This window comes from Paenibacillus taiwanensis DSM 18679 (genome assembly GCF_000425125.1).
GTDB classification, from domain to species: domain Bacteria; phylum Bacillota; class Bacilli; order Paenibacillales; family Paenibacillaceae; genus Paenibacillus_B; species Paenibacillus_B taiwanensis.
Map to the genome: position 1 here is coordinate 465,003 of NZ_KE384307.1, position 26,121 is coordinate 491,123.

A 26,121-nucleotide genomic window follows, 5' to 3' on the forward strand; every position below is an offset into this window, starting at 1 on the left:
GTCTCTTCCTCCTTAAAATGTGGAGAAGAGAACTGAGAAGAAGAATCCCCTAGCGTAGATAAATATATAACTTTGCTCGACTCAACTCATCTCAACGTTCTCTCTGCTCTACTCTGCTCAACTGGTATTGTGCATGAACGGCTTGCTTATCGTGCAGTCAACTGCCGAAATCGCTCGCTTTCACGCCTGTCTTAGCTTGCTCCACTAAGATTTATCTCATTGTAATGAAAAAGGCCGCATTCGTCAAAGAAAAGCTGTGCCGAACATCAAAAAAAGCGAAGACCTAATGTCTTCGCCTGTTCATAATAAACTAATATCTAAATCGAGTTGGGAAATGCTAACAATAGGTTGAAGCCAGCCCATGTATATGCTAAGATGGGAGTACTTATTGTCTAGTGTTAACTGAATTGAGCATTATTATCTAATAATAGATTACCACAGAAATAATGCTTTGTCAAACAGTATGTAATTATTAACATAAAGGGAGCGGTGACATGAGTACAGAAAATCAAGAGTGGCTGAACGAACAAGCACGCGTCAATCATATTGTGGCTGAAATCCATGATCGTATTGAAGTGCTTGGGCATCAAGTAAGTGACGTGAGAACGGATATCGTAGACATCCGAAAGACGTTCTGGGACGACGTAACCGTTAACTTTGAAGACGGTGATGAAGCCGCTGAGACGGCGGCTAGCATTAAGCAGCAAGCCGAGCTGATGTCTGAACGGGAACGAAGCCATCGCCAAGCGCAAAAGCAGATGAAGACATTGGCAAGACTTGAGCAGTCACCTTATTTTGGTCGCATTGATTTCAAGGAGACGGGCGAGCCAGATACGGAAAAAGTATACCTTGGCATTGCTTCATTGTTAGATAAAAGCGGAATGGAATTTCTAATATATGATTGGCGAGCGCCGGTATCGAGCTTGTATTACGATTACCCGCCAGGTCCAGCCAAATACGAGACACCAAGTGGAGCCATTGAAGGCGAGATGCAGCTAAAACGGCAGTTTATTGTTCGTAATGGCCGCATCAGCAGTATGTTTGATACCGGTGTAACGATTGGTGACGAACTCCTTAAAGAAGTGTTGGGAAAACAGGCAGATTCTCAAATGAAAAGTATTGTTGCTACGATCCAAAGGGAGCAAAATCGTATTATCCGCAATGAACATAGCAAATTGCTTGTCGTGCAAGGTGCTGCGGGTAGTGGTAAAACATCGGCTGCATTGCAGCGTGTAGCGTATCTGCTGTATCGTCATCGTCAGACGCTTAGTGCGGAACAAATTGTGTTATTTTCACCTAACCCGATGTTTAACCATTATGTTTCAACGGTGCTGCCAGAGCTTGGTGAGGAAAATATGCAGCAGGTTACGTATCAGGAATTTTTGGACCATCGCTTAAGTTCTTTCTTTACCGTGGAAGATCCGATTGATTTGCTGGAATATGAGCATTCAGCGAGAGATGATGCTGATTACAGTGTGCGAATGGCTGCCGTCCACTATAAATCTTCCGTTGATTTTATGGAGATGATCGAACGTTATGTTGCGTATTTGGGGCGAGAAGGTATGCTGTTTAAGTCCGTGTACTTCCATGATGAGGTTATTGTTTCTGCTGAACGATTACGTGATCTGTTCTATTCGTACAATCAGGAGATTTCAATTCCGAATCGGGTTGATATGCTAAAGGATTGGATACTCAAGCAGCTAAAGGCATATTCTCGCACGCAAACTTCAAAATCGTGGGTAGAAGAACAAATGGAACTGCTGGAAAAAGAGGACTACTTGTGGGCCCATCAAGAACTCCGACGCAGACGAGGAAGTACCCCCGAAGAGGATACCTTTGATGATTTTGATCGTGAACAGGAATTGCTGGCGATAAAGATTGTTCAAGATGCGTTAAAACCGTTGCGAAATTCGGTTAAAAAATTAATGTTTATCGATTTGCAAAGTATTTATATGCAGTTGTTCGAAAATACGCACATTGCTGCTTCTTTGCAGGTTAAGTTGCCACAGGAGTGGGCAGAAATTGCTCGGATGTCGGTAGAACGACTCCATGCGGGTAGTTTGCTCTATGAGGATGCAACACCTTATCTGGATCTTCAAGGGCGAATTGAGGGGGTTCACGTTAATACGTCAATCCGCCATGTCTTTATTGATGAAGGCCAGGATTATTCGCCTTATCAATACTTCTTTGTGAAGCGTATGCTCCCGCGCAGCCGGATGACCGTGCTTGGCGACTTGAACCAAGCGATCTTTACGCATGCAGGCTCTGGCAGCGGGCTACAGGCGATCAAGGAGCATTATGACGAGGCTGAGACAGAGACTTTTGTATTAACGCAGAGCTACCGATCAACAAGGCAGATTGTCGAATTTACGCGACAATTGATTAAAGGCGGTGAGGTGATCGAACCGTTTAATCGGAACGGTGTGATGCCGACTTTGATGAAGGTGCCGGATGAGACCGCACTAATCAATAACATAGCTCAACGTATTTTATCTCTACAAGCAGAAGGGTACGAGTCAATCGCTGTTATTTGCAAGACGGCTGCTGAAAGTGAACGTGCGCATGCGGCGTTAAAGGATCTTGTTTTGCTTCGGCTGATCGGTAAGGACACCGCTTCTTTTGAGCGTGGTACGCTCGTTATCCCTTCGTACTTGGCTAAGGGTGTGGAGTTTGATGCTGTACTTGTATATAATGCGTCGATGGATCATTACGCCCAAGAAGGTGAACGCAAACTGTTCTATACAGCATGTACACGCGCCATGCATGAGCTTTATATGTATTATACGGGCGAGCGAAGCCCTTTTATTGCTGAAGCTAGTCGTGACAGCTACGTACACGTAGAAGACAATTAGGAAGTAGTCGTAAAATGATAGGCTGCTGCAACCGGAAAGTAATTTACAAGCATGATTGCATAGTGTGCTATTGAACGGTACAAGTGGATATGACGTAAAATTAGGATAGAAATAAGCCTGGCAGATGAGCTGCCAGGCTTATTTGAATTAGACGTGTAGGATGTTATCGTTCTTCACGAAACAGATTGGTAAATGTTTTAGGGATATCTGTCTCAAAGCGCATCAACTTGCCTGAAGTGGGATGCTTAAATGCCAAGACACGAGCATGTAGTCCAAGTCGTCCAATCGTTTTGGACTTGGCGCCATATTTCTTGTCGCCAACAATCGGGTGCCCGATATCTTGCATATGGACACGGATCTGATTTTTGCGGCCGGTTTCCAGACTGACCTCTACTAGAGAATAATGGCGATTGGATTGCAGCAGCTTGTAATGCGTAATCGCTAGCTGACCATCATTGGCGAATGGACTGGAGTACATTTTAAGCGTCTTGGTTTCTTTGAGCCACGATTTCACGGTACCCTCGGGTTTCTTCACAGCACCTTCTACAAGCGCAATATAAGTACGCTCTTGAACCGTATCCTGCCACGATTGTTGTAGCTTCTGCTGCACATGCTCGCTTTTTGCAAACATCATCACACCTGATGTATCACGATCTAGCCGATGCACAACAAATACGCGGTTGCTAGCGCCTGATTTACGAACGTGCGTCATCAGTTGGCGATAAGCTGTTACTTCATCACCAGGGAAGTCATGATGTGAAGATATGGACAATAAACCAGCATCCTTATGAATAATTAGGACATCATCATCTTCATGGATGATACGCAAGCCGATCATTGGCACTTCTTCCGGGGCGCGGCCTATCCGGACGATGACGGTCTGCCCTGGCTCAAGGTTGTAGTTGTAAGCCTTGGTTACGCGACCATTAACCGTGATTTGACCACGCGCAAGCATTGCCTTGACAGCGTTACGTCCTGAACCAGACATTTGTTCTAATAGGAAAGCAAGCAGTTCGCCTTGCTGCTTAACTTCATAAGACTTTGACTTTATAGGTGCCGCGGCAGGTTTATCTTGGCGCTTGCTGTCTGCTTTGTGCTTGGATGCAGCAGTTGAAACCGGCTTAGTAGAGTATTCAAAAGCAGAGCGTGTCCCCTTGGGGCCTGCTGTATGTGCTGTATGTCTGGCAGAGGCATGGGCTTGCTTGCCTGAGGTTCCACCAGATCGGTGGGCCGATGAGCGATTGTTCTTCGAAGGTGGCGCTGCGTAATCGAATGGGCTCTTGGCGTTTGCATTTGACGATGCTGTATTTGATGATGCTGTATATGTGTTTGATCCACGCTTAGGCGACCGATTTGCAGTGGATTTGTTGGCGTGATTGGTCTTTCTTGGTTGATGCTGTGATTTCATAGATGGATAGCTCCTCATTCGTAACCGAATTTAATAGTTCTATCATAACAAAAAGGGGAAGCAATCGCTATAAGCTGGCTACAGGACACGTTTGTCTAAGGTTAAACAGAGCCGATTAACCTGCACGAGCAGTACGCACATGGTATACTAACAACATATACAACTGGATCGTGGCATAAGGGATCTTGAACAAAGGGAGTAGATTGCAGCAATGGCATTAACGATGATGGATGCACGGAATACGCTTAAGCGTATTTATGGATATGAAGATTTCCGGGAAGGTCAGACACTCATTATCGAGCATTTGTTAAATCGGCAGGATACGGTAGGCATTATGCCAACGGGTGGAGGTAAATCGATTTGTTATCAGATTCCGGCGCTGCTTCAGCACGGACTAACACTTGTTATTTCTCCGCTAATCTCGCTGATGAAGGATCAGGTGGACGCGCTTCATACGTTGGGGGTTGAAGCGGCGTTTATTAATAGCACGCAAGAAATAGCCGAGGTTAACCGGATTTTTCGTCAGGCAGAGCAAGGGAAGCTGAAGCTGCTGTATGTCGCGCCGGAACGGCTCGAAAGTGATTGGTTCCGTGAACGTGCGGCCTCCTTGCGTATTTCTTTTATTGCAGTTGATGAGTCCCACTGTGTCTCGCAATGGGGGCATGACTTCCGCCCGAGTTACCGAGCAATCGCACCTTTTGTGCGCGCGCTTGCCGCGCATGAATTTGGCGAGCGTCCGCTCGTGGCAGCATTTACGGCAACCGCCACGCCTGAAGTGACGGAGGACATTATTCGCTTGCTGGAGCTGCGTCAGCCTGAGTTGGTCATTACAGGCTTCAAGCGGGATAATCTGGCGTTTACCGTGCTGCGCGGTGAGAATCGTAAAGAATTCACGCTTAACTACGTGAAGCAGCGAGCTAGCCAAGCGGGCGTAATTTATGCCTCCACACGTAAGGAAGTGGAGGATCTGCACGAGATGCTGGAGAAGGCAGGCGTGCCAGCGGGCAGGTACCACGCAGGCTTGTCGGATGACGAGCGCGCCAAGATGCAGGAGGCTTTCCTTTACGATGACATTCGGGTCATCGTTGCAACCAATGCGTTTGGCATGGGCATTGATAAGTCAAACGTACGTTATGTGCTGCACTACAACATGCCAAAGCATATGGAGGCATACGTGCAAGAAGCGGGGCGGGCAGGTCGTGACGGGGAGCCCAGTGAATGCGTGCTGCTTTTCCATCCGCAGGACATACAGACGCAAAAGTTCTTTATTGAGCAAAGTGAATCGCTGCCTGAACGAAAGGCACATGAGTATAAGAAGCTGCAATCAATGATCGACTATTGTTATACGCTTGGTTGCTTGCAGACGTATATGCTTAAGTACTTCGGTGAGGAGAATGATATGCCTTGCGGCGTATGTGGCAATTGCAAAGATGAGCGTGAAGAGGTAGATATTACGGTAGAAGCACAGAAGATCTTCTCCTGTATTTATCGGATGCGCGAGCGGTTTGGTGTCTCTATGGTAGCCTCTGTGCTCAAAGGGTCACGGAACAAGAAAGTGCTCGACTATCGATTTGACACGCTGTCTACGCATGGTGAGATGCGCCATCTAACAGATAAGGCAATTGCTGACTTGATCTACGTCTTAATTGCGGATGGATATTTACAGCTTAGCGAAGGGCAGTATCCGGTCGTTAGGCTGCTTCAACCTGCCGCAGATGTGTTGAAAGGACAACGCAAGGTGATGCAAAGAGTTGCCAGTTCCCTTAAGCCGAAAGTATCAGCCGCGGTGGATGAAACGTTGTTTGAGCAGCTTCGACTGCTGCGACGTGACATTGCCAACAAGGCGAATGTGCCGCCCTATATCGTCTTTAATGACAGCACGCTGCGCGAGATGGCAGAGACACGGCCAACGACAGAGCTTGCTTTCTTAAAAGTGAAAGGTGTCGGGGAGGCCAAGATCAAGAAATTCGGGATGCCGTTCTTGGAATTGTTCCGGCAGTTAAAAGATGCCGAAGCGGAGCAAGATGAACGCGGGGATTGGGAGGACATGAGCGAATAGGCATGTTCTACAAAAATAAAGGACCCGAATTACCCGGGTCCTTTTCCATGTGCAAATCCGTTACGAATCCACAATCGTCACATTTCTTCTCGCCGGTTTGATAAGCTGATCGGGATAATGATATGTACACTTAAGCCCATACCCGCTTCAGAAAGGAATTCAATGCTTCCCTCCAAACTGATCACTCGCTCACGAATTCCGGATAAGCCCATGCGGCTAAATGAGGATTGCATATTCTCAAGGTTCATCCCAATACCATCATCTTTATAGGTAAGATGAATGTGATGATCGACTTCTTTAATATCAATAATGACTTGATTGGCTTTGGCGTGCTTCTCCGTGTTACGTAACAATTCCTGCATAATCCGATAGACGGCTGTAATCTGTTCTTCACTTAACTTTGCCGTTACCGGCTTGCTTTGAAGAATGACAGCAAAGTTCACCTGAAGTTGAAGATGGTCTGTCAGAGATTGTATCGCCTCTACAATGCCAAGCTCGTTAATTAACGGAGGTCTTAACTCATTACACGTTTCACGAATCTGATGGATGACGTCAAGTAATCCCTCCCTGATTTGATACAGCTCATTGTGCATATGTGCAGACAATTTGTTGTCTACCATAAAGGTTTCAAGTCTTCTGTACCAGATCAGTTGATCCTGCAATGCGGAATCATGGAGATCCGAAGCCAGTCGGCGGCGTTCATTTTCGGACAGGAGAAACAAGAGCCGCAGCAGCCAAGGAGATGTAGTAGCAGACTGTGCTTGACTCATTTCCTCTTCCAACTGTTCCATCAGATTTTCAAGAAAGTACAGGTTCTCATGTACGATGCTAGTGTAATTCGCGATCGTTTTCAGCCATTGAAGCTCATCGACATTAAATAAAGTCCGGTTGTTTTTGTTGCCAATCCAAAGTACGTACAAACAGTCTTTACGTTTGCCAATAATTAAGGCGACGCCGTGAGGCATCGTAATTACATCAGCAATTTGAAATGTGTGGGCGCTTGCTAGCAGTGCCTTGGAGATCGCCTGATCCACATCACTAGAAGGAGCCGGAGTCACGCTCTGTTGATCGCTGTTGACCGTTAAAAATTGATATCTGCAATACGGCAGCATGATCGACACTTCTTGTTCAATGGCACGAATCAGGTCATCCTTCTTCATGACACGCGCCATTGAACGGGAGAAGCGGTCAAGACTGTCCTGATAACTATACATCTGCTTGAAAAATTTGGGTCGAAACTTATAGTCAATAAGCTCTTTGAGATAAAGAAACAGGGTGAACCCGATATGGATGACTACGTAGATTTGAAACCATTGAACCCACGTATGGTCATACTCAATATTAAAGATAATGACTATAAAGAGCAGAACACCAAGTGCAGGCAGTATAGATAATGCGGTGTAGTACTTAAACCTTGTCAGCATAAAATCAATATCGAATAAACGATTGGACGTAAATAAATATAAATAGCTTACGGGCAGCGCCAACAAAAACAAGGTGCTAAAAGAGGCAGGGAGCAGTTGGACTTTAAAGAAAAATAGTGTAATGACATTACTTAATACAAACGGGATAAACGACGCTGCATGGGCAACGAGCATAAATTTAAATAATGGATTAAGCTTTGTGTATCGATATCGCTTAAATATAACGATAAGTCGGTACAAGCAAATCAAATAACTGATGGCAATCAAAGCTAAAAAGATCGGATTAATGACCCATATAATATCAAAATCGATCGCATCCACTATAAATAAACCACTAAGAACAAATTGTGTGACGACAATAGCAGTAAGTGTATGAATAACTACGGGCTTAACAAATCTAATTTTGAAGCGAGCTAAATATACGTTCATGAAATACATATATATGCAGAAACAAAGAGGTAATAAAGACATAAGCAGCTTGCCCACGAGGTCGAGTCTGCCAGAGGCAGGAGAAGCAAAATAGATCATGCCGACAGAAATAAAGAACAGAATAAGCAGTCTGGCTGCATTATCTTCTTTCTTTTTGACGTACACAATAAAAGACATAAGCAGAAAAATGAGTAAAAATAAGACGGGTATAATGATAGTGAAAAACAAGGTGTTTGTATTGATGTTGTCGAGCCAATGTTCATTGTTAATATGTATTTCCTGGATATCGCCATTTTGCTTTTGAATGCGTAATGTGTCGGCTTGTTCTACGCTTCTGTACTTTTCAACGTAATAATGTTCACTTGCATCACGACCATTCACTTCAAGCAGTAGATCCCCGACTTGTATCTTATTCTGATCAGCCTGATCAAAGGGGTACACCTCGGTAATCCGATATTGTCCTGAAGTTTGGGTTACAATTAACCCTATTTTAGCGTTAGCTAAAGATACATTAACGAGATGAAAAATAACGATAAGTAGAACAATAACAAAAAGTGCATCTATCCAGTTAATAAATTTTTTTCTTATGCCCACGCCCAGAACCCAAATGAGTATTTTTCTCTAGCCTCCTTGTGTGTATTCAATGACGCTTTGAGAGCCCGCTCTTGACTTGCCGACATACCTGCAAACTGTAGCTGTCCAGTCATAAACAATTCCATTTTACCCGCATCGCTCTTAAGTTCCTTCATAATGTTTAACAACATATAATTCCCTCCATTTTATAAATATGAATTTAGGTTATTGGACTTTAACGATGATACTTTTGCTCCACTAACGGATAAGGTTTATTTTAGGCCATTAACAAAATAAGTAATGAATAAAGTTCTGCTAGATTCAGGCAAAGACAAGGAATCAAAGTGCTCCATACATTGGAAATAGTGGGTTCTTAGCAGGACATCAATGTACATTTCAACATCAGCTTGCTCAAATATACGAATAATTTCGCTTCTAAACAGATCGTTGCTTATATACTCTGAAAGCTTGTCGAACTGTGCTTCGGTTAAGTATGCTGCTTTGTGAAGCTCATCCAACAAAATCAGAATGGGCAGCGTCCTTCTGCCTGAAGTGATATCACTTGAGTGCTCCCAACGAATCATATTACGATAATCGTTTAGCAATTGGGCTCCAAAGCCCATTTCCCTTGCGTAAGTCTCGACGGTCGTATTGTATTCACCAGTAGCAAGCAGTACTCCTGTCATACATGCCATAATTAACATCGAAGCAGATTTCTGTTCAATCATGTCCATGTATGATTCCATATCCACAACGCTGTTCATAAGGTCAATCGTCTGTCCATTCACAGCAGCTAACAATTGCCGCTGCGTCATATTAACGACTAACCGAAGACGTTCCAAGTCTGTTGAACTAGACTGTAAAGCATAATGTCCCAAATTAAACAATCCGATTGCAACATTAATGGCCAAAGGCTGGGGAATTTGCATCCATGACTTATGTGAGGCGTCTTGGTCTTGTACGTCATCGAAGATATCATAACTGAGCATGAACAGTTCCATAGCAGCGCCAGCTTTATAAATCAGGTCTCCTTCTCCCCCAAACATCCGATAGTGGAATAGGGTCAACAAACCAAAATGAGTATCTTCTTCTAGTTTGTCATCCAAGAAACGTCGTGCATATAATCTTATCGAATCTGTGAAAAATTCGTCGATCAATGCGTACAGTTCCTCTTTTATTCTCACTAGTTCTATTTCCATATCTCACCTCCACCATTGATACTATACTACTAATGATAATAATAACGACAAAAGAAAAAACAGGCAACCGAATAAGCGCCCATATTAAAAATGATATCGATAAACATTTTAAGAGAATGATTTTTTTAATGTTTGGCCCCACAAATGGATCTCTGTTCGCGCTTCCAATTGGACGGCGGCAATGAAATAAGCGGCAAAAGCCATTAGGCTCTGCCGCTTTACATCAAAGGGATATTAAATAGCCCAGTTTCCGTTTCTGAATACAGGCACTACAGTGCCATCTTTTAAAATACCGTCGATATCCATCTCGGCTGAGCCGATCATAAAGTCCACGTGTGTAATGCTGTTATTTACGCCATTAGCGCTTAACTCTTCACTGGACATCTTTTTGCCGCCTTCTACGTTAAAGGCATAACCGCTGCCGATCGCAAGGTGGTTGGACGCATTTTCGTCAAATAACGTGTTGTAGAACAAAATGTTCGACTCTGAGATCGGGGAATGATGGGGAACAAGTGCAACTTCTCCCAGATAATGCGAACCTTCGTCTGTATCTACAAGGTGCTGCAAAATTTCTTGACCTTGCTCGGCTTCAACTTTGACAATTCGGCCTTTCTCAAACGTAAGCTTAAAGTTGTCTATGAGATTGCCGCCGTAGCTGAGTGGTTTTGTGCTGGACACGTAGCCGTTCACACCTTCCTTAAACGGCACTGTAAACACTTCTTCCGTTGGCATGTTAGCCATAAACGGAACTTCTTGTTCGTTGGTGCTGCCTGCGCCAACCCACAGGTGCTTCTCTGGCAGTTCGATCGTCAAATCCGTGCCAGGAGCCCGGTAATGCAGCTTGTGAAAATGTTGGCCGTTCAGAACGTCAACTTTCTTATGTAAGGTAGTATTATGGTCAGCCCATGCTTGTACCGGATCTTCTGCATGGAGACGGACAGAGGTAAAGATGGCATCCCACAACTTTTCGACTGCATCTTCAGGGCTTGCATCCGGAAATACTTTGGCAGCCCAGTCTGCACTAGCAGCACCGACAACTGTCCAGCTTACTTTGTCAGATTGAACCGCTTTGCGATAATGATCAAGCGCTTGTCCGGATGCTTTCTGGAAGTTGCCGATTCGCTGCGGATCAATGCCCTTTAACAAGTCGGGGTTAGAGGAAACGATTGCAACAAATGCGGCCCGCTTGTCAACAAATGTGTTACGTTTTAAAGCTTCAAACTCAGGATACTCCGTAAACACTTCATCTGCTGCTTTCTCATATTTTAAGCGGGACAATTCCTCGTCAACCCAGTCGACATGCACGTTGGATGCACCAGCCTCATAGGCTTCACGAGCGACCAGGCGGGCAAGCGGAGCAACTTCAGTTGTCGCGGTTACGTATACATCTTGTCCTGGCTGAACGTTTACACCTACTTTTACGATCAGATTTGCATATTTTTTTAAGTTGTGTTCAAATGATGCAGTCATTGGGAAATCCTCCTTTAGTAATTGACCTGTGTTACAAATATAAACCATTTTACGATCGCAATCAAAACAGACTTTTCAAATCTACAAATTAGGGGGTGGGGATTTCATTACAACGGTTGTCGAATTAATTGCTGCAAATGGTTATAATGGGGATGGCTGCTGTTAGCAGAAAGGAGAAATTATGAAAGTAGTATTAGCGACATTAAATGCAAAGTATATTCATACTTCGCTTGCGATCCGGTATTTGAAGGCGCATTGTGAGCATGAATTTGACGTAGAGTTGGCAGAGTACACAATAAAAGATCCGGTGATGAACATCGTATCTGATTTGTACCAGCGAAATGCGGACGTGATCGGTTTCTCTTGTTATATATGGAATATTGAAGAGACGATTAAAGTGATCAGTATGCTGCGCAAGGTCCGTCCAGACGTTCGAATTTTGTTAGGGGGCCCTGAGGTATCTTACGACACTTCCTATTGGATGGAACGTGTAACGGATGTTGATTTTATCGTTGTGGGTGAAGGGGAGGAAACGTTACTACACCTGCTGCGTGAGATGAGCACAGAGCAGAAATATCACTTTGTGTTTGGACTTGCTTATCGAGACAAGCACGGTAAAGTGGCCATTAATCCGCCTCGACCCAAGTTGGATCTGAATGAAATTCCGTCCCCTCATCGCTTTAAGGAGGATATAGGGGAGCTTGGTAAGCGCGTCGTTTATTTTGAGACGAGCCGAGGATGTCCATTCAGCTGTCAGTTCTGTTTGTCCAGTATTGAAGTGGGCGTGCGTTATTTTGATATGGAGCGAACGAAGGCTGATATTTTATACTTGATTGAAAACGGTGCTAATCTGATTAAGTTTGTGGACCGTACGTTTAATATCAAGCGTGATTATGCAATGGAAATGTTCCAGTTTCTGATCGACAACCATCAGGGCTGTGTGTTTCAGTTTGAGATTACGGCTGATATTATGCGTCCTGAAGTGCTGGACTTTCTGGCAGAGAATGCGCCTCCTGGCATATTCCGTTTTGAAATTGGTGTACAATCAACAAATGATTCGACTAATGAATTGGTGCAGCGACGCCAGAACTTTGCGAAGCTGACACGTACAGTGAACAAGGTGAAGGATAGTCTGAAGATCGATCAGCATTTGGATTTGATAGCCGGATTGCCGCTTGAAGACTATGACACCTTCCGTAAAACATTTAATGATGTGTTTGCGTTAAGACCTGAGGAACTGCAACTGGGCTTCTTGAAAATGCTGCGGGGCACTGGACTAAGACGGGATGCAGAGAAGTATGGCTACATTTATATGGATCATGCGCCTTATGAAATGTTAAGCAACAACGTGATGTCATTTGATGATGTCGTTCGTTTAAAGCGACTTGAGGATGTGTTGGAAAAATATTGGAACTCACATCGGATGGACTATACGATGGAACATTTAATGGAGCGGGAGTTTGATTCTCCATTTGATTTCTTTCAGGCGTTCGGTGATTATTGGGAGTCCAAAGGCTGGCAGAAGATTGGCCACCAGCTAGAAGATTTATTTGTGCGGCTTCGGGGCTTCTTGCAGGAACGGGAATTAAAACAGACATCCGTTGCATTTGGCTTGATGAAGCTGGATTACTTTATGAACCATAAGTACAAGCCACGTAAAATATGGTGGGACGTCTCGTTATCAAAAGACGAAGCCGCTAATGTGTTACGGTTCGCGGCGCAGCAGCCAGATCGAGTGTCCAGTGTGTTTGCAAGTCTCGGATTAAGCGAGAAGGAGCTTCATAAGCATGCTGTTGTGGAGCGTCTTTCATTTGACGCACTCCAGTGGATGACTGTAGATAATGCGGAAGCCGTGAGTGGCAATAAAAAGATTGCTGATCAAGAGACGTCAACTATCGTGATTGTGTTATACCAACAGACGGATGATGAGAAGCCACTGCTGTTCTTTTTGCCAGAACAAAGTCTCGTCTTAAAATAAGCTTGATTATATAGTCAAACAGGTCTGCTCCTATGTTACATAGGGCAGACCTGTTCTTGTAATTACCGTAAATGCAACTGCAAAACATGCAGCATTTGCATGAAGATAACAAAGCGATACGTCCAGTTAAGGAGCTACTGAACGTAATACAGTACAATTGCCATCCAGTGAGTATTCTCCCAGGTTTGCTGGAAGCAAGAAGCACTCTCCTGAACGGAAGTCAATGGAGCCATCTGTCCAGCGTAGTGTCCCTGTTCCTTCGCACACGACTAGAATCACAAAGCTCTCCGATGTCGTCGTCAAAGCCCACTCTGTGTTCACAATCCCTTTCTCCACGACAAAGTAAGGCGATTGAGCAAGCGTGAGCCACTCGTTAGGCTGTGCATCGTCCGTTTTCATACGGGAAGCACCTGCTCCCTCATAAGCAATCACGTTAAGGGAATCTTCGATATGCAGCTCACGCGGCTTGCCATCGAGTCCAGGACGGTCGTAATCATACAAGCGATACGTCGTATCTGAGTTCTGTTGAACCTCGGCTACAACTACGCCAGCACAAAGGGCGTGCACCGTGCCAGCAGGGATGTAGAAGGAATCGCCCGCTTGAACGGGAACTTCCTGTAGCGCTTCCATAATACGATTCTCTGCAATTGCTTTTGCTAATGCTTCACGATCGATGCCCTCTTTTAGGCCATAAATAATTTTGGCGTCTGGCTTGGCATCGAGAACGTACCACATTTCTGTCTTGCCCAGTTCACCTTGCGGCAAGCCCTCGTATTCGTCAGTTGGATGAACTTGCACAGACAAGTCATCATTACAATCAAGCAGTTTGATTAACAATGGGAAGCGGCCGTTTTTCTCGGAAAAGCCTTTTGTTCCAAACCATTCTTTACCGTATTGCTCGCGAACATCGTCCAGGCCTTGGCCGGCGAGTTCACCATTAACAACACGAGTGATGCCGTTCGGGTGGTCGCCGATCATCCAGCCTTCTCCGATATGACCTTCAGGCAATGCTAGTCCGAACTGCTCTAATGCGCGTCCGCCCCAAACACGTTCTTTAAATTCGGGTTGAAACTTAAGCGGGTATGGTGTAATCATGCTCTTCACTCCCAGTCGTAGTCTAGTTTCTTGTTGATTGGAACATTTCAAGCCATTCGCCCTCTGGACCTTTAAAGAAGAAATATCGGCTTCCATTAGGAAGGGTGACGATTTCTTGGTCGATAAGTTCAATACCGAGCGCTTGAATGCGCTTAAATTCCGACTCGATGTCATCTACAGTAAACGCCAAATGATGGACTTTTCCTTCAACAGGCAGCTGAGCGTTGTATCCTTCGATCAGTTCAAGCTCAATACTTTCTTGTCCTTCAAAACCAAGGAAGGCAAGGCGAATCACGCCGTTAGCATGATTTACGATGTCCTTGAGATTCATACCGATTACTTCTGTATAAAATTGAATGGATGTGTCCAAGTTACCAACCATAATGCCAGTATGCTCTAGCTTGCGTACAGTCATTTGCTCCATCTCCTTAGGGCTTGAATAGAAATGTTCCATCCTTACACGGTATACTTTCTATATTAATCAAGGAAAAGCAAAAAAGAGTGTTCATATTATAGATTTGTTTGTAATCTTTATGCCTTAAATTATACACCTTGGATTTGTGCTAGCGCTTCTCAATTGCGATCACGTAAGGCGCGTGCTGCCGCTGGACCATACGGTACACGACCGCTTGTCCTGCGTGTGCCGGCAGTTGTTCGGCCCACGCCTCTACAGCGGCCGCTTCGCGATCGCCGCCTTCGTGGCCCGGGTAAAGTACAACGCTGAGTACCCCGCCTGGGCGCAGCAGGCTGAGCGCACCCTCTAGCGCGGCCAGCGTTGAGCCCGGCTCCGTCATGACGGACTTGTCAGCTTCTGCCGCAGGCAGAAAGCCCAAGTTAAACATGACGGCAGCCGTCTGCCCAAGCCACGAGGGCGGCAGCAGGGCTGGCATGCTTGCGTGGCTCGCATGCCGCAAGGCCACATGCTTGGCGCCATCGACGCCAAGCGCAGCGTGGAGGCGCTCCGTAGTGAGCCGGAGCGCCTCCTGCTGGATGTCAAACGCGGCAACGTGACCGCGTTCACCAACTAAACGGGCGAGGAACAGTGTATCAACGCCCGTACCCATCGTTGCGTCCACGACGAGGTCGCCAAGGTGGACGCGCTCTTTGACGACCTGCTGGGCATAACTCAGCACGGATAAAAAGCCCATCTTATTTGTCCCTCCACAACTTGCCCTGCCATGTGTTCCGTCGCTTCAGCTCTGCATCTATTGAATTCAGCACTTCCCACTTCTTCAGGCTCCACATTGGACCGATAATCAGGTCGCGTGGCGCGTCACCTGTTACACGGTGCACAATCATTTCAGGTGGTAGAATCTCAAGTGAATCAACGATAAGTTTCACGTATTCATCCTGCTCCAAAAATCGAAGCAGGCCAGCTTCATACTGCTTGACCATCGGCGTTTTGCGCATCAGATGAAGCAAATGCAGCTTTATGCCTTGGACGTCCATTTGGGCGACGGCTTTGGCGGTATCTAACATCATGTTGTAATCTTCTTGAGGAAGACCGTAAATGATATGTGTGCAAATACGAATGTTATGCTTGCGCAGTTTCTCTACGGCTTCCAAATAACACTGTGTATCGTGTGCGCGGTTAATTAAAGTTGAGGTGGACTCGTGAATGGTCTGCAATCCCATCTCAATCCAGAGATACGTCCGTTGATTAAGCTCAGCCAAATATTGTACAACGTCATCTGGTAAGCAATCTGGACGTGTAGCGATCGACAAGCCGACAACTCCAGGCTGCTCCAAGATGACTTCAAAATATTCGCGCAGCGTTTCGACCGGTGCATACGTGTTCGTATAGGCTTGGAAATAACCGATGTATTGGGCATTTGGCCATTTGGCATGCTGCTTGTCGCGAATCGTATTAAACTGTGTAACAAGATCATCGCGTCGCTTTCCGGCAAAGTCACCGGAGCCGCGTGCGCTGCAAAATGTGCAGCCGCCAATCGCAATTGCACCGTCGCGGTTCGGGCAGGTGAAGCCAGCATCAAGCATAACTTTAAATACTTTATTGCCAAACTGTTCGCGCATTTCATAATTCCATGTATGAAAACGTTTGTCTCCCCAAAGCAGCGGAGAGTGTTCATGATCTAACTGTGCTGTCTCATGTATTTGTTTCAACTTTCAGCAAGCCCTTTCGTATATCAAGTCCGCGATGAAGCTGCGGCTGTCACCACTACTGTCCATACAAGCACACTTAGCAGGTAGTGGGTGATGTTGCTCCGATGAGCATACCTTCAGTAGAAGGATATCTATTAAGCCGGAAGTTAGATGGTAGCCTGAAATTTATCAGATATACCTCCTAGTTCGCGCTTGCTGTTGGTAGGCTGCAAACGGCATTAAAAGCTTATTTTATTGTATCAGAAACGATAATAAAAGCGAAGTTAGGCTTGAATAACCTCACATTTCATGTTACATTAAAATCGCATAACAGCAAGGTGTTAACCGTTTTCATTGATCGTTTTCTGGCATATCCGCTTCATGACCTGTCTATACTGATTAACAGGCAAGCAACAATTAGTGAGGTGATGGATAATGAATTCAAGTATCGTTATTCCGCGTGGAGAAGAGAAAGTAACGGTTGAACTAACAGTTAAGGAGGCATTGGCGCTGTCAGGTCAGCGTTTTAATGATCAGCCTCAGGTGAAGAGCGATGCAACACGTAAGCTGAAGCATGCCATTGATCGCAAGTTTGAAGTATAGAGGTATGTGTTAATTTTATAGCTAAGCATCTCATATACATGTTCTACGAACAGGAATGTCAGGGCGAGGTTGTTGCCTGTGTGCATTCCTTTTTTTCGTACTTTACATTTGCTTGATCATTCGGCACAATTAATTGTTGGATCTATTCACAGTGAGCATCCAAAGGGTAAGTTCAGTTCATTTTAGTTGTAGTCATTATTACTATTACACACTAATGGAGGCATAAACATGCGTTTACGCGGCAAAAAAGGCGCACCGGAGATGTTGGCGCAAATGTCCACACTCGTGGTGATGAACCCTGAGGCCCATAAAGGAAAATGGAAAGAACTTTTTGGAAATGATCATCCTATCTATGTTGAATTTGGAATGGGAAAAGGCCAGTTTATAACGCAGATGAGTGTGCGTTACCCTGATATCAATTTTATTGGTATCGATATGTACGATGAATTAATTGCCCGTGCGAGCGAGAAAGCGCTAGCGCTTGGTGAGCAGGCTGGAGAAGGGATGGAGCATCCGGCTAATTTGAAGCTTGTGCGTGCAAATCTGGAATTTGTAGAAACGATTTTTGCCGAACAAGAACTCGATCGAATTTACTTAAATTTCAGTGATCCGTGGCCAAAGAAGAAGCATGCGCGCCGTCGATTAACTCACCCCAGATTTGTTGAGAAGTACAGTCGGATTATGAACGAAAACGCGGAAATTCATTTCAAGACAGACTCGGTCACTTTGTTTGAGTTTTCTTTAAATTCATTTGCAGATATGGGGCTCCAGATGACAAACATCTCGCTTGACCTGCATCGTGGTGGATTAAATGAAGAACATGTCATGACAGAATACGAGGAGAAGTTTTCTGGAAAAGGGATGAATATCCACCGAGTTGAAGTCGTAATAGGATCAGCCGCTTTAGCACGCTACGAAGCTAGAAAGTCACAGGTGAAACGGCGCTATTAATCTTATCCGATAATCGTGTCATTTACTTGAAAAAAAGGTTCTCTTCCGTTAATGGAAGGGAACCTTTTTTAAGCGATCTACGATTGAATTGGTGGGATAAGAAAATGAATTGCGTCTGTATTACTTGGGTTCATACTTATCAAAAAATGAGGTCAGAATGGTTTCGGCGCAAGCTTTAGGATTATACTGGGCTGCATTCTGCTCATATAATCTACGGCGTTGTATCACTTCTTCGTAATGCCGTACAAGCAGGTTCATCCACTTCGTAACCGTATGCGACGACTCAATCGGTTCTCCGTACCCTTTAGCAGTGAAATAATGACAGTTCTCTTCCTCTTGTCCTGGAAGCGGGCTGTAAAACAGCATCGGAATGCCTTTGGCTAACGCTTCGGTACAAGTCATACCGCCAGGTTTAGTCACAAGCAGATCGGACACGTCCATTAATTGATCAATTTCATTCGTATAACCGATCAAATGCACGTTCTCGTGTCGAAAGCGTGGGTTGCGTAATAGGCGATTGCGCAGTTTCTCGTTGCTGCCAATGCAAAACACAAATTGGACGTCCCCTCGCCATCTCGTTAATAATTCATTCACATCGTTAGGGTCCATTAGTCCCCAGCCCCCGCCCATTACGAGGACGGTTGGCATTTCCTTTAAACCAAACTTGTCTCGAATTGCCGCTTTAGTGTCACGATCATGCGTTTCCCAGAACTTAGGGTGTACAGGGATGCCCGTTACATGGATACGCTCAGCACGTACCCCATGATTCATCAGTTTGTCTTTCACTTCCGGTGTAGATACTAGGTATTTGGATACTGCTGGACTTACCCAAGCAGCATGTGCGTCATAATCGGTAATGAGCGTATAGAGCGGCGCAGTTAGTCCGTGTTTGCGCAGCCGAGATACGACTGCACTAGGTATCGGGTGCGTGCATACGATCATGTCGGGTTTCAATTGCTTCATTACAGCCATTGCGTGTGTATAAAATACACGATGCAATGCTAAGGTCGTGAGACGATTTAAAGACCGGTGATATTGTGTCTTGTACATAAACCCGACAAGTTTAGGTTGGACTGTTACCGTTCTCCGATAAGCATGAATAATAAGCGGAGCCATCTTAGGATTCAGGAAGCTGCCGAGCTCAATAACACGTGTTTGTACGTGCGGCGACAGCTTGCGTAAACTGACTGCCAGCGCATGAGCGGCTTGAGTGTGACCTGCGCCGAAGCGTTCCGATAACAACAAAATGCGCTTCTTGCTTCCCCAGTCCTCTTCAGGCAATCCCATATCAGAAGAAGGGAGCAATGTAACAGCTTGTTGCATGGTCGTCACCTTTCTTTTTCTATAATTTAAGTAACCTAGTCCTCTTCTCATAATAAGTTCACTACGTATAAGTACAGGAAAAAGTTGCATGATAACCAAAATCAGACCCTCTAGTCCAGTTCAGTTGCCTCATTTAACCTTGCCACAACAGCACAGTTCCAACAGCAGCACTAGTGCCAAGTATCGCACCAACTAAGCAATCTGAAGGATAATGAAGTCCTAAATACATCCTTGATAAAGCGACGATGCCCGTTATAGGAAGCAGCAGCCATGCCAGCATAGGCACCATCATTATAATGGGAACTGCAATTGAAAAAATTGCAGTAGTATGCCCGGATGGAAAGGAATGGTCGATGAGCGGCTTTTTAAATGTCCGAATATTAGGCAATGCCAAATGCGGACGAATTCTAGGATAAACTTTCTTAATAAGTGCTACTGGAATGTGGCTAACGGTCAGAGCTACCAAACACTGCCATCCCACGGTGTCCCACGGAGTTGGAGCGAACAATGCTAGCAGCACCGAAAAGGTAATCGTAAAGGTTGCTCCGCCTAAATGGGTCAGCGTGTACAATATAATGTTAAGGAATCGATGATGCAGACGATGGTTAATCCAGAAAAATAATTGTCGCTCACGATGTCCGAGCCACGCGATAACACGGGTCATGGTCTTCCCTCCGTTATGCGGTATATTCAATAAGTAGGGTAACAACGTAACATTATCAGAAGATGATCGATTTGTGAATTTTCAATTAAGAAAGTTCAACAAATACACATCGTATACCTCTTATTAAGAACTGCCATCTGAAGGATCTTCACGATCTTTTTACACCGTCTTGATATGCAGTCTATACTGTCATTTTACCCTAATAGGTGTGTAAGGGAAAATGATAATATTGGAGGGGGCTTCTTATGCGTGTTGCGTTGTTGACTGATACGTATTGGCCGGAGCTTAACGGAGCTGCAAGAACGTTGAAGCGTTGGACGCAATATTTATGCAAGCATCATGTACCCATTCGTGTCATTGCACCTATGTCGCAGCAACCACTGGCGAATGAGTGGCATGTTAACCGCGTCTTTAGTATTCCAGTTGCAGTTTATCCAGACTGCCGCTTTGCTCTGCCGAATCCGTCATGGATAGGACGCCAACTTGACCTTTTTAACCCTTCAATTATTCATGTGGCGACACCGTTCTCGCTTGGCTTGATCGGAGTCCGTTATGCGCGTTCACGTGGAATACCACTTGTTGCATCTTACCACACTCATTTTGATCAATATTTAAAGTTTTATCATCTTGAGTCTTTGGAGATGCTGTTATGGAAATATATGCGCTGGTTTCATCGAGATTGCCAAGCTGTTTATGCCCCTTCCACTTATACAATGAGAATGCTTGAGGCTCAAGGCTGGAATCGGCTGCACGTTTGGACCCGAGGGGTTGATGCGCAACTGTTTAAGCCGCTTGCGTCTGAGGAAAAACGGCTAAGACGAGTTAGTCTTGGGATGCCTATCGACCGCCAGATCATGCTGTATGTAGGCAGAATGGCAGCCGAGAAATCTGTAGACCTGTTAATTGAAGCTTACGCTGCGCTTCCAGCCGTCCATTTGTCAAAAAGCTTGCTTGTGCTTGTAGGCGACGGTCCAGAACGTGCTAGGCTGGAGCGGCAGGCACGATTGCATCAGACTCAGCGCCTGCATGGTGATGGCGCCGTGCTTGACATTCGGTTCGTTGATTTTCAAGCACAAGATAAGCTTTCCCTATATTACGGAATTGCGGACTGGTTTGTATTTCCGTCTGCCAGTGAAACGTTTGGTAACGTCATTCTGGAAGCAATGTCGTGTGGATTGCCGGTAATTACGACACAATCAGGTGCCGCAGCTGAACTGGTCATATCTGATGCAACCGGATGGCTAGTTCCCCCGTATGACTTAGAGGCCTTCAAAGATATGCTGTTGCGTGCGCATGTGGAATCGTCGCGCAGTGCTGTCATGGGAGCAGCAGGAAGACGCAGCGCTGAACGTCGTTCGTGGGAGCAGGTGTTTGGGGGAATGCTGGATCATTACCGCCAAATCGCTAATGTGCCACATTGTTGGGAAGCCTAATGAGCAATAGCTTTACTTTGCTTCATAATTAGTTTCCTGCGATAGATTTCGTCTGAGTTGAAAATGCTGCACAATATTTGTTCACACAAATGACACATTTATAAATTGACGAATATTCCCGTTTCGTATTTACATTTATGGGTTAACAGGTAGTAACTGCTGCAACCTTATAAGTGTCCAGTACGTCTAATAATGAAGTGCGGAGTAAGATCCGCCATGACGTGCATTCGATGTGATTCACCGTAGTAATTACTGTGCTGCTTTCGACATTCATTGCAAAAAGGAGGTCTAAAGCCATAAAAACGGTGTATTTGGATGAAAATAAAACGAAATGAAGCCTTAAAGCATGATCTAATGACTTTTCTCTTGACATAATGGCTAATATTAAACCTAGAAGGCTGTGGAAGCCAATAAAAGGTTTTGACAAAAGAGAGCAAACGTTAGAAAATCGTGTTTGACCGTTTTTATGTTTCGTTACCATAAAACATAGATAAAGAGGTAACTGAAAATGGCTGGTGTTAGATTGAATTGGTTACTTTAAACAGATTATAGAGAAAAAAGAACCAATGTTTCAGGGGTATATAAATAAAGGGGGACACCTAATCATGGTGGAAAAGTGGCTTGTTGCCTTGCAAGTTATATTGGCGGCAATCGGGGTATATCAATTTACCTTGTCGCTGTTTGGTATTTACAGAAAAAAGAATCATAAACAATTTGAACCGAAAAAGACCTTTGCAGTCTTGGTTGCGGCTCATAATGAAGAAGCAGTTATTGATGCACTGATGGAGAACCTGAAGACAGTAGATTATCCTAAAGATATGTACGATGTGTTTGTCATCTGTGACAACTGTACGGATAATACGGCTGAAATTGTACGTGAGCACGGCTGGACAGCATGTGAACGTCACAACCCGCATCAGCGTGGGAAAGGTTATGCTATTGAATGGATGCTGAAGAAGCTGTGGGAAATGCCGCGTCAATTCGATGCAGTTGTGATGCTTGATGCGGACAACTTGGTCAGCCCAGATTTTCTGCGTGAAATGAATAACGATCTATGTTCTGGTGCACGTGTCATTCAAGGATATATTGATACTAAAAATCCACATGATTCATGGATCACTGCGGCATATGGTGTTACCTATTGGTATTGCAATCGTTTGTGGCAGCTGTCCCGTACGAATTTGAAAATGGCTAATTTCTTGGGTGGTACGGGTATGTGTTTTGAGAACCAGTTGCTAAAAGATATGGGCTGGGGAGCAACAAGCTTGGTTGAGGATTTGGAGTTTACCGTTCGTTGTGTAAAAAATGGTGTAAATCCTGTGTTTAACTACAAAGCACGTGTATATGATGAGAAACCTCTTACGTTCAAAGCTTCCGCGCGTCAGCGGTTGCGTTGGATGCAAGGACACTTTACAGTTGCTCGCCGTTATTTCTTCCCACTGCTATGGCAGAGCTTGAAAGAACGCAATTTGGCGAAGTTTGATACTGCATTATATACGATTACCGTGTATACGGTGCTCGTTACGTTTTTACTTACCGGTTACATGTGGGTGGACGCGGCATTGTTTAACGGACCGAATTTCCCAACACTTTATGAATATTTGCCGACATGGTTAGCTGTTGTATCGGTTGTAGCCACGTGTGCGGCCTTTATATTGGCACTTGTGTTAGAAGGAGTCAAGTCGTGGCGTGTATATGCGTCACTTATTACGTTCCCGATTTTCTTGTTGTCCTGGTGGCCGATTACGTTTTACGCATTCTTTACACAGAACAACAAAGTATGGAGCCATACAGAGCACACACGTGTCGTTCGTTTGGATGAAGTTCATGGCAAACAAGTAAGCTAAATTAGAGCTGCATGAAATTATATACGAACCAGGAGAGAGGCACTTGCTGCCTCTCTTTTTTTGTGAGGAGCTAGTTTGTGGCACATAAGGAAACTGAAGCTGCGCAGCCACGCGGTGCAGTTGTTAAAATAAGCATGCTAGGGCACTCTACATATGAAGTACAAATGGCTTATCGGATTTATGAGATGAGATATATATAACCTTAACGTTTATATAGTGATGGGAGGGTGAATTGGAGTGGGACGAAAAGGGGCTGCCAGAGGGAGCAATAAATCGAATTGTATACTGCTTGTCCTGCTGTGTGCAGTCTTGTGGGGCAGCACAGCTATGACGACGGGAGCTGCTTCTGGAGAAAAGACGATAAAGCCCGTATGGGATGCAAAATCAATGGGCAGCTTTATTCAGCCCAATATAACGCATGAGTGGACAGCTCAGGATTGGATGGAAGAACTGTCTATTTTGAAAGAAGCAGGTCATCGCCTCGTTATTATTCAATGGACGGGGGATTCAAAGAAGAAAGAAACCATCTATCCGACTGCACTGGATGGCTTTAAGCAGGATACCAGCTATAAGGGAGATCCATTGGAGTTTGCGCTTCAGGCCGCAGATGAACTGGGCTTGGACGTATGGCTCGGGCTGAATGAGAACCAGGATTGGTATAAATACCATGCGGATCAGCAAGTGTGGCTTCATCAGCTTTTTACATATGGATTAGCATTTGTGGATGAGCTTCATAACCGTTATGGTGGTCACTCTTCTTTAAAGGGATATTATTTGACCAATGAGATGGAAAATTGCAGCTATCAGAGCAGGACTTCCATTCGTAATCTTGCCGCAGAGTTTAAACGGGTTGTGGATCACGTGCATGCGCTGCCAGGTAATTTGAAGACGTCAACGGCTCCGGCTCTTTGGCCAGAAAGCTGGTGTGCGCAATCTCCTGCGCAAAATCAAAAAGCTTGGAAACAGACGTGGGACGGTATTTTACAACAGGTCCCCTTGGATTATCTAATCGTTCAGGATGGGCTCGGTGGAGGCTACCGCAGTAAAGAGGCGACCATACAATGGTATGCGTTTATGAAGTCAGTGACAGATCGGCACCCGATGACCAAGCTGTGGGCAGATGTTGAGACGTTTCGGTCTGTCAATCCGGAACCTTGGTTTGCAGAACCGATGCCGATTCGGGAGGTCGTGCAGCATATGCAGCGGATTAAGCCGTATGTGGATGAATTGATTACGTTTTCCTATGACCATTATCAAAGTCCGAAAGTAGTTGGCGTTCCCTATTATCACGAAACATATATGCAGTATGTGAACACTGGACGTGTAGATTCGGAAGCACCTGTTGTACCCTCAGGCTTGCACGTGGCCGCATGGGGGACCGATAAAATAAAGCTGGTCTGGCAGCCCTCGTCCGACAACATTGGCGCAATGTACTACGTTTATCGCGATGGGGTGAAGATCGGAAAGTCCTATGTGCCACAGTATCAGGACACTGGGCTTATCCCGAATACAACGTATAGGTACAGAGTAGAGGCGGCAGATGCCGCAGGCAATCGTTCACGGCTATCCGATCCTGTCTCCATTGCAACGTCTTATCAATCGACGGACTGGGCACTTGGCAAATCTTACGTCGTATCCATGCCGGCGAACTCAGCTTATCCAGACCGCGAGAGTAATAAGCTGACAGATGGAAATGCCGCCAGCAATGATCCATTAGATCTAGCCTGGCAGGGTAGAAAGGCGGGCAAGGTACCGCAAACGTATACAGTAACGTTGGATTTAGAGAAAACCCGGCCTATTGACGGGGTCTCTTTGCAATTTCTGACTCACGGCTCAATAGGTGCAGCACTGCCAACCAAAGTGGAATACTGGATATCGGATGATGATATCCAGTATCGATTACTGGGACAGGCGCCTTATCGCAGCGCCAATTATGGTGAACCGGCAGTAAATCGTCAAGTTCAGTTTGGCCTTGTATTCCCACAAGAACAGGCTCGTTACGTTAAGGCTGTCATAACGATAAAACCCGAGTCGTGGGTTTTTATGGATGAATTTCATGTGGAGCAGTACAAGGGAGCAGGGATACCGGTAAAGGAGCAGTTGGAGCGGGTAAGTCTGCATAAACCTTACACGGTGTCTCATGCCGCCGCCGCAGCTTATCCGGATCAGGGGCGAGTCAAGCTGACGGATGGGAAGCTAGGCAGCATAGAATTCACAGATCCAGCCTGGCAAGCTCGGGCGGATATTGCCAAGTACAGCGTGACACTGGATCTTGGTCGGCCTGTGAAGCTGCGTCGTTTGGACGCTTCGTTTTTACGTGATGAAGGTGCGGCCATTAACTTGCCTGAATATATAACGGTAAGGACGTCAACTGACGGTCAGCACTTTACAACAAGAGGCACCATCCAAAAAGTGCCGGCAGAGCGTAAGGCACGCAAAGCTTACATTTTCAAGCTGACTAGTACAGTCAAAGCCAAATATGTGCAGGTTGATATCAGCACTTCGAGCGGATGGTCCTTTATGGATGAAATGACCGTATATCGTTAAATAAAGACAAAAGAAGGAAGACAAAAGGCGAAGTGAGGAATGTGCAAGGATGAAAAGTAAAAGGAACGGATAAAAATAAAAAAAGTAAAGGTAAGCCTTGACGAGTGGATTTGCTTGTGATATATTACTTGAGTATGATTAATGAAAAGCAGAGGCGCCCGCT

20 protein-coding genes are annotated in these 26,121 nt (G+C 45.2%); 9 read left to right on the forward strand and 11 right to left on the reverse strand.

All coding sequences use genetic code 11. The features are described 5' to 3' along the window. The first annotated feature begins 494 nt into the window (after nt 1-494). Nucleotides 495-2,852 (forward strand): RNA polymerase recycling motor HelD, encoded by a 2,358-nt coding sequence (gene helD / locus H509_RS0116090; RefSeq protein ID WP_028545983.1) that lies wholly within the window; start codon nt 495-497, stop codon nt 2,850-2,852. 163 nt (nt 2,853-3,015) lie between these two features. Here the strand turns inward: helD and H509_RS25620 are convergent, their stop codons facing one another. Then, nucleotides 3,016-3,903 (reverse strand): RluA family pseudouridine synthase, encoded by an 888-nt coding sequence (locus tag H509_RS25620; RefSeq protein ID WP_036697935.1) that lies wholly within the window; start codon nt 3,901-3,903, stop codon nt 3,016-3,018. 568 nt (nt 3,904-4,471) lie between these two features. Here H509_RS25620 and recQ point away from each other — a divergent pair. Next, entirely contained in the window at nt 4,472-6,319 is a 1,848-nt protein-coding gene (gene recQ / locus H509_RS0116100) for a DNA helicase RecQ (protein ID WP_036697629.1), read from the forward strand. A 77-nt stretch (nt 6,320-6,396) separates the two neighbouring features. Here the strand turns inward: recQ and H509_RS0116105 are convergent, their stop codons facing one another. The 4 genes from H509_RS0116105 to H509_RS0116120 all read right to left on the reverse strand — a co-directional run bounded on the left by H509_RS0116105 (nt 6,397) and on the right by H509_RS0116120 (nt 11,414). Further along, on the reverse strand, nt 6,397-8,766 hold the full coding sequence (locus H509_RS0116105) for an ATP-binding protein (RefSeq protein WP_028545985.1): 2,370 nt from the start codon (nt 8,764-8,766) through the stop codon (nt 6,397-6,399). Further along, nucleotides 8,757-8,936, reverse strand: coding sequence for a hypothetical protein (locus H509_RS0116110; RefSeq protein ID WP_028545986.1), 180 nt, complete (start codon nt 8,934-8,936; stop codon nt 8,757-8,759). The genes H509_RS0116105 and H509_RS0116110 overlap by 10 nt, the downstream gene beginning before the upstream one ends. A gap of 81 nt (nt 8,937-9,017) precedes the next feature. Continuing rightward, complete coding sequence (locus H509_RS0116115) at nt 9,018-9,944, reverse strand: polyprenyl synthetase family protein (RefSeq protein ID WP_028545987.1); 927 nt, start codon at nt 9,942-9,944, stop codon at nt 9,018-9,020. 234 nt (nt 9,945-10,178) lie between these two features. Next, the gene (locus H509_RS0116120) at nt 10,179-11,414 is read right to left on the reverse strand and encodes an aminopeptidase (protein ID WP_028545988.1); all 1,236 of its coding nucleotides are present in this window, start codon (nt 11,412-11,414) and stop codon (nt 10,179-10,181) included. Nucleotides 11,415-11,595: 181 nt separating this feature from the next. Here H509_RS0116120 and H509_RS0116125 point away from each other — a divergent pair, with 181 nt between their 5' ends. After that, nucleotides 11,596-13,392: a B12-binding domain-containing radical SAM protein gene (locus H509_RS0116125; protein WP_028545989.1), complete on the forward strand. Its 1,797-nt coding sequence runs from the start codon at nt 11,596-11,598 to the stop codon at nt 13,390-13,392. Between the two features lie 126 nt (nt 13,393-13,518). On the opposite strand, the gene H509_RS0116130 is transcribed toward H509_RS0116125, so the two are convergent. From H509_RS0116130 to mnmL, 4 genes are all read right to left on the reverse strand, one after another. Beyond that, nucleotides 13,519-14,487, reverse strand: a complete 969-nt coding sequence (locus H509_RS0116130; protein ID WP_028545990.1) for a type I phosphomannose isomerase catalytic subunit — start codon at nt 14,485-14,487, stop codon at nt 13,519-13,521. Nucleotides 14,488-14,509: 22 nt separating this feature from the next. After that, nucleotides 14,510-14,902, reverse strand: a complete 393-nt coding sequence (locus tag H509_RS0116135; RefSeq protein WP_028545991.1) for a VOC family protein — start codon at nt 14,900-14,902, stop codon at nt 14,510-14,512. Nucleotides 14,903-15,050: 148 nt separating this feature from the next. Continuing rightward, complete coding sequence (gene mnmM, locus H509_RS0116140) at nt 15,051-15,635, reverse strand: tRNA 5-(aminomethyl)-2-thiouridylate-methyltransferase MnmM (RefSeq protein ID WP_028545992.1); 585 nt, start codon at nt 15,633-15,635, stop codon at nt 15,051-15,053. 1 nt (nt 15,636) lies between these two features. Further along, the gene (gene mnmL, locus H509_RS0116145; RefSeq protein WP_028545993.1) at nt 15,637-16,602 is read right to left on the reverse strand and encodes a tRNA modification radical SAM protein MnmL/YtqA; all 966 of its coding nucleotides are present in this window, start codon (nt 16,600-16,602) and stop codon (nt 15,637-15,639) included. A gap of 423 nt (nt 16,603-17,025) precedes the next feature. Here mnmL and H509_RS28010 point away from each other — a divergent pair, with 423 nt between their 5' ends. Next, nucleotides 17,026-17,193, forward strand: a complete 168-nt coding sequence (locus H509_RS28010) for a hypothetical protein (protein ID WP_169450931.1) — start codon at nt 17,026-17,028, stop codon at nt 17,191-17,193. A gap of 228 nt (nt 17,194-17,421) precedes the next feature. Continuing rightward, nucleotides 17,422-18,144 (forward strand): tRNA (guanosine(46)-N7)-methyltransferase TrmB, encoded by a 723-nt coding sequence (trmB, locus tag H509_RS25625; RefSeq protein WP_036697636.1) that lies wholly within the window; start codon nt 17,422-17,424, stop codon nt 18,142-18,144. A 120-nt stretch (nt 18,145-18,264) separates the two neighbouring features. On the opposite strand, the gene H509_RS0116160 is transcribed toward trmB, so the two are convergent. Both H509_RS0116160 and H509_RS0116165 read right to left on the reverse strand, forming a co-directional pair. Next, nucleotides 18,265-19,431 (reverse strand): UDP-N-acetylglucosamine--LPS N-acetylglucosamine transferase, encoded by a 1,167-nt coding sequence (locus H509_RS0116160; protein ID WP_028545994.1) that lies wholly within the window; start codon nt 19,429-19,431, stop codon nt 18,265-18,267. A 169-nt stretch (nt 19,432-19,600) separates the two neighbouring features. Then, nucleotides 19,601-20,131, reverse strand: a complete 531-nt coding sequence (locus H509_RS0116165; RefSeq protein WP_028545995.1) for a phosphatase PAP2 family protein — start codon at nt 20,129-20,131, stop codon at nt 19,601-19,603. A gap of 245 nt (nt 20,132-20,376) precedes the next feature. Here H509_RS0116165 and H509_RS0116170 point away from each other — a divergent pair, with 245 nt between their 5' ends. The 4 genes from H509_RS0116170 to H509_RS0116185 all read left to right on the forward strand — a co-directional run bounded on the left by H509_RS0116170 (nt 20,377) and on the right by H509_RS0116185 (nt 25,958). Continuing rightward, nucleotides 20,377-21,564, forward strand: coding sequence for a glycosyltransferase family 4 protein (locus tag H509_RS0116170; protein WP_028545996.1), 1,188 nt, complete (start codon nt 20,377-20,379; stop codon nt 21,562-21,564). A 605-nt stretch (nt 21,565-22,169) separates the two neighbouring features. Then, on the forward strand, nt 22,170-23,411 hold the full coding sequence (locus H509_RS0116175; protein ID WP_028545997.1) for a glycosyltransferase family 2 protein: 1,242 nt from the start codon (nt 22,170-22,172) through the stop codon (nt 23,409-23,411). A gap of 77 nt (nt 23,412-23,488) precedes the next feature. After that, on the forward strand, nt 23,489-23,611 hold the full coding sequence (locus H509_RS28615; RefSeq protein ID WP_281169748.1) for a hypothetical protein: 123 nt from the start codon (nt 23,489-23,491) through the stop codon (nt 23,609-23,611). A 37-nt stretch (nt 23,612-23,648) separates the two neighbouring features. Continuing rightward, complete coding sequence (locus tag H509_RS0116185; protein ID WP_028545998.1) at nt 23,649-25,958, forward strand: DUF4434 domain-containing protein; 2,310 nt, start codon at nt 23,649-23,651, stop codon at nt 25,956-25,958. Nucleotides 25,959-26,121: the final 163 nt, after the last annotated feature.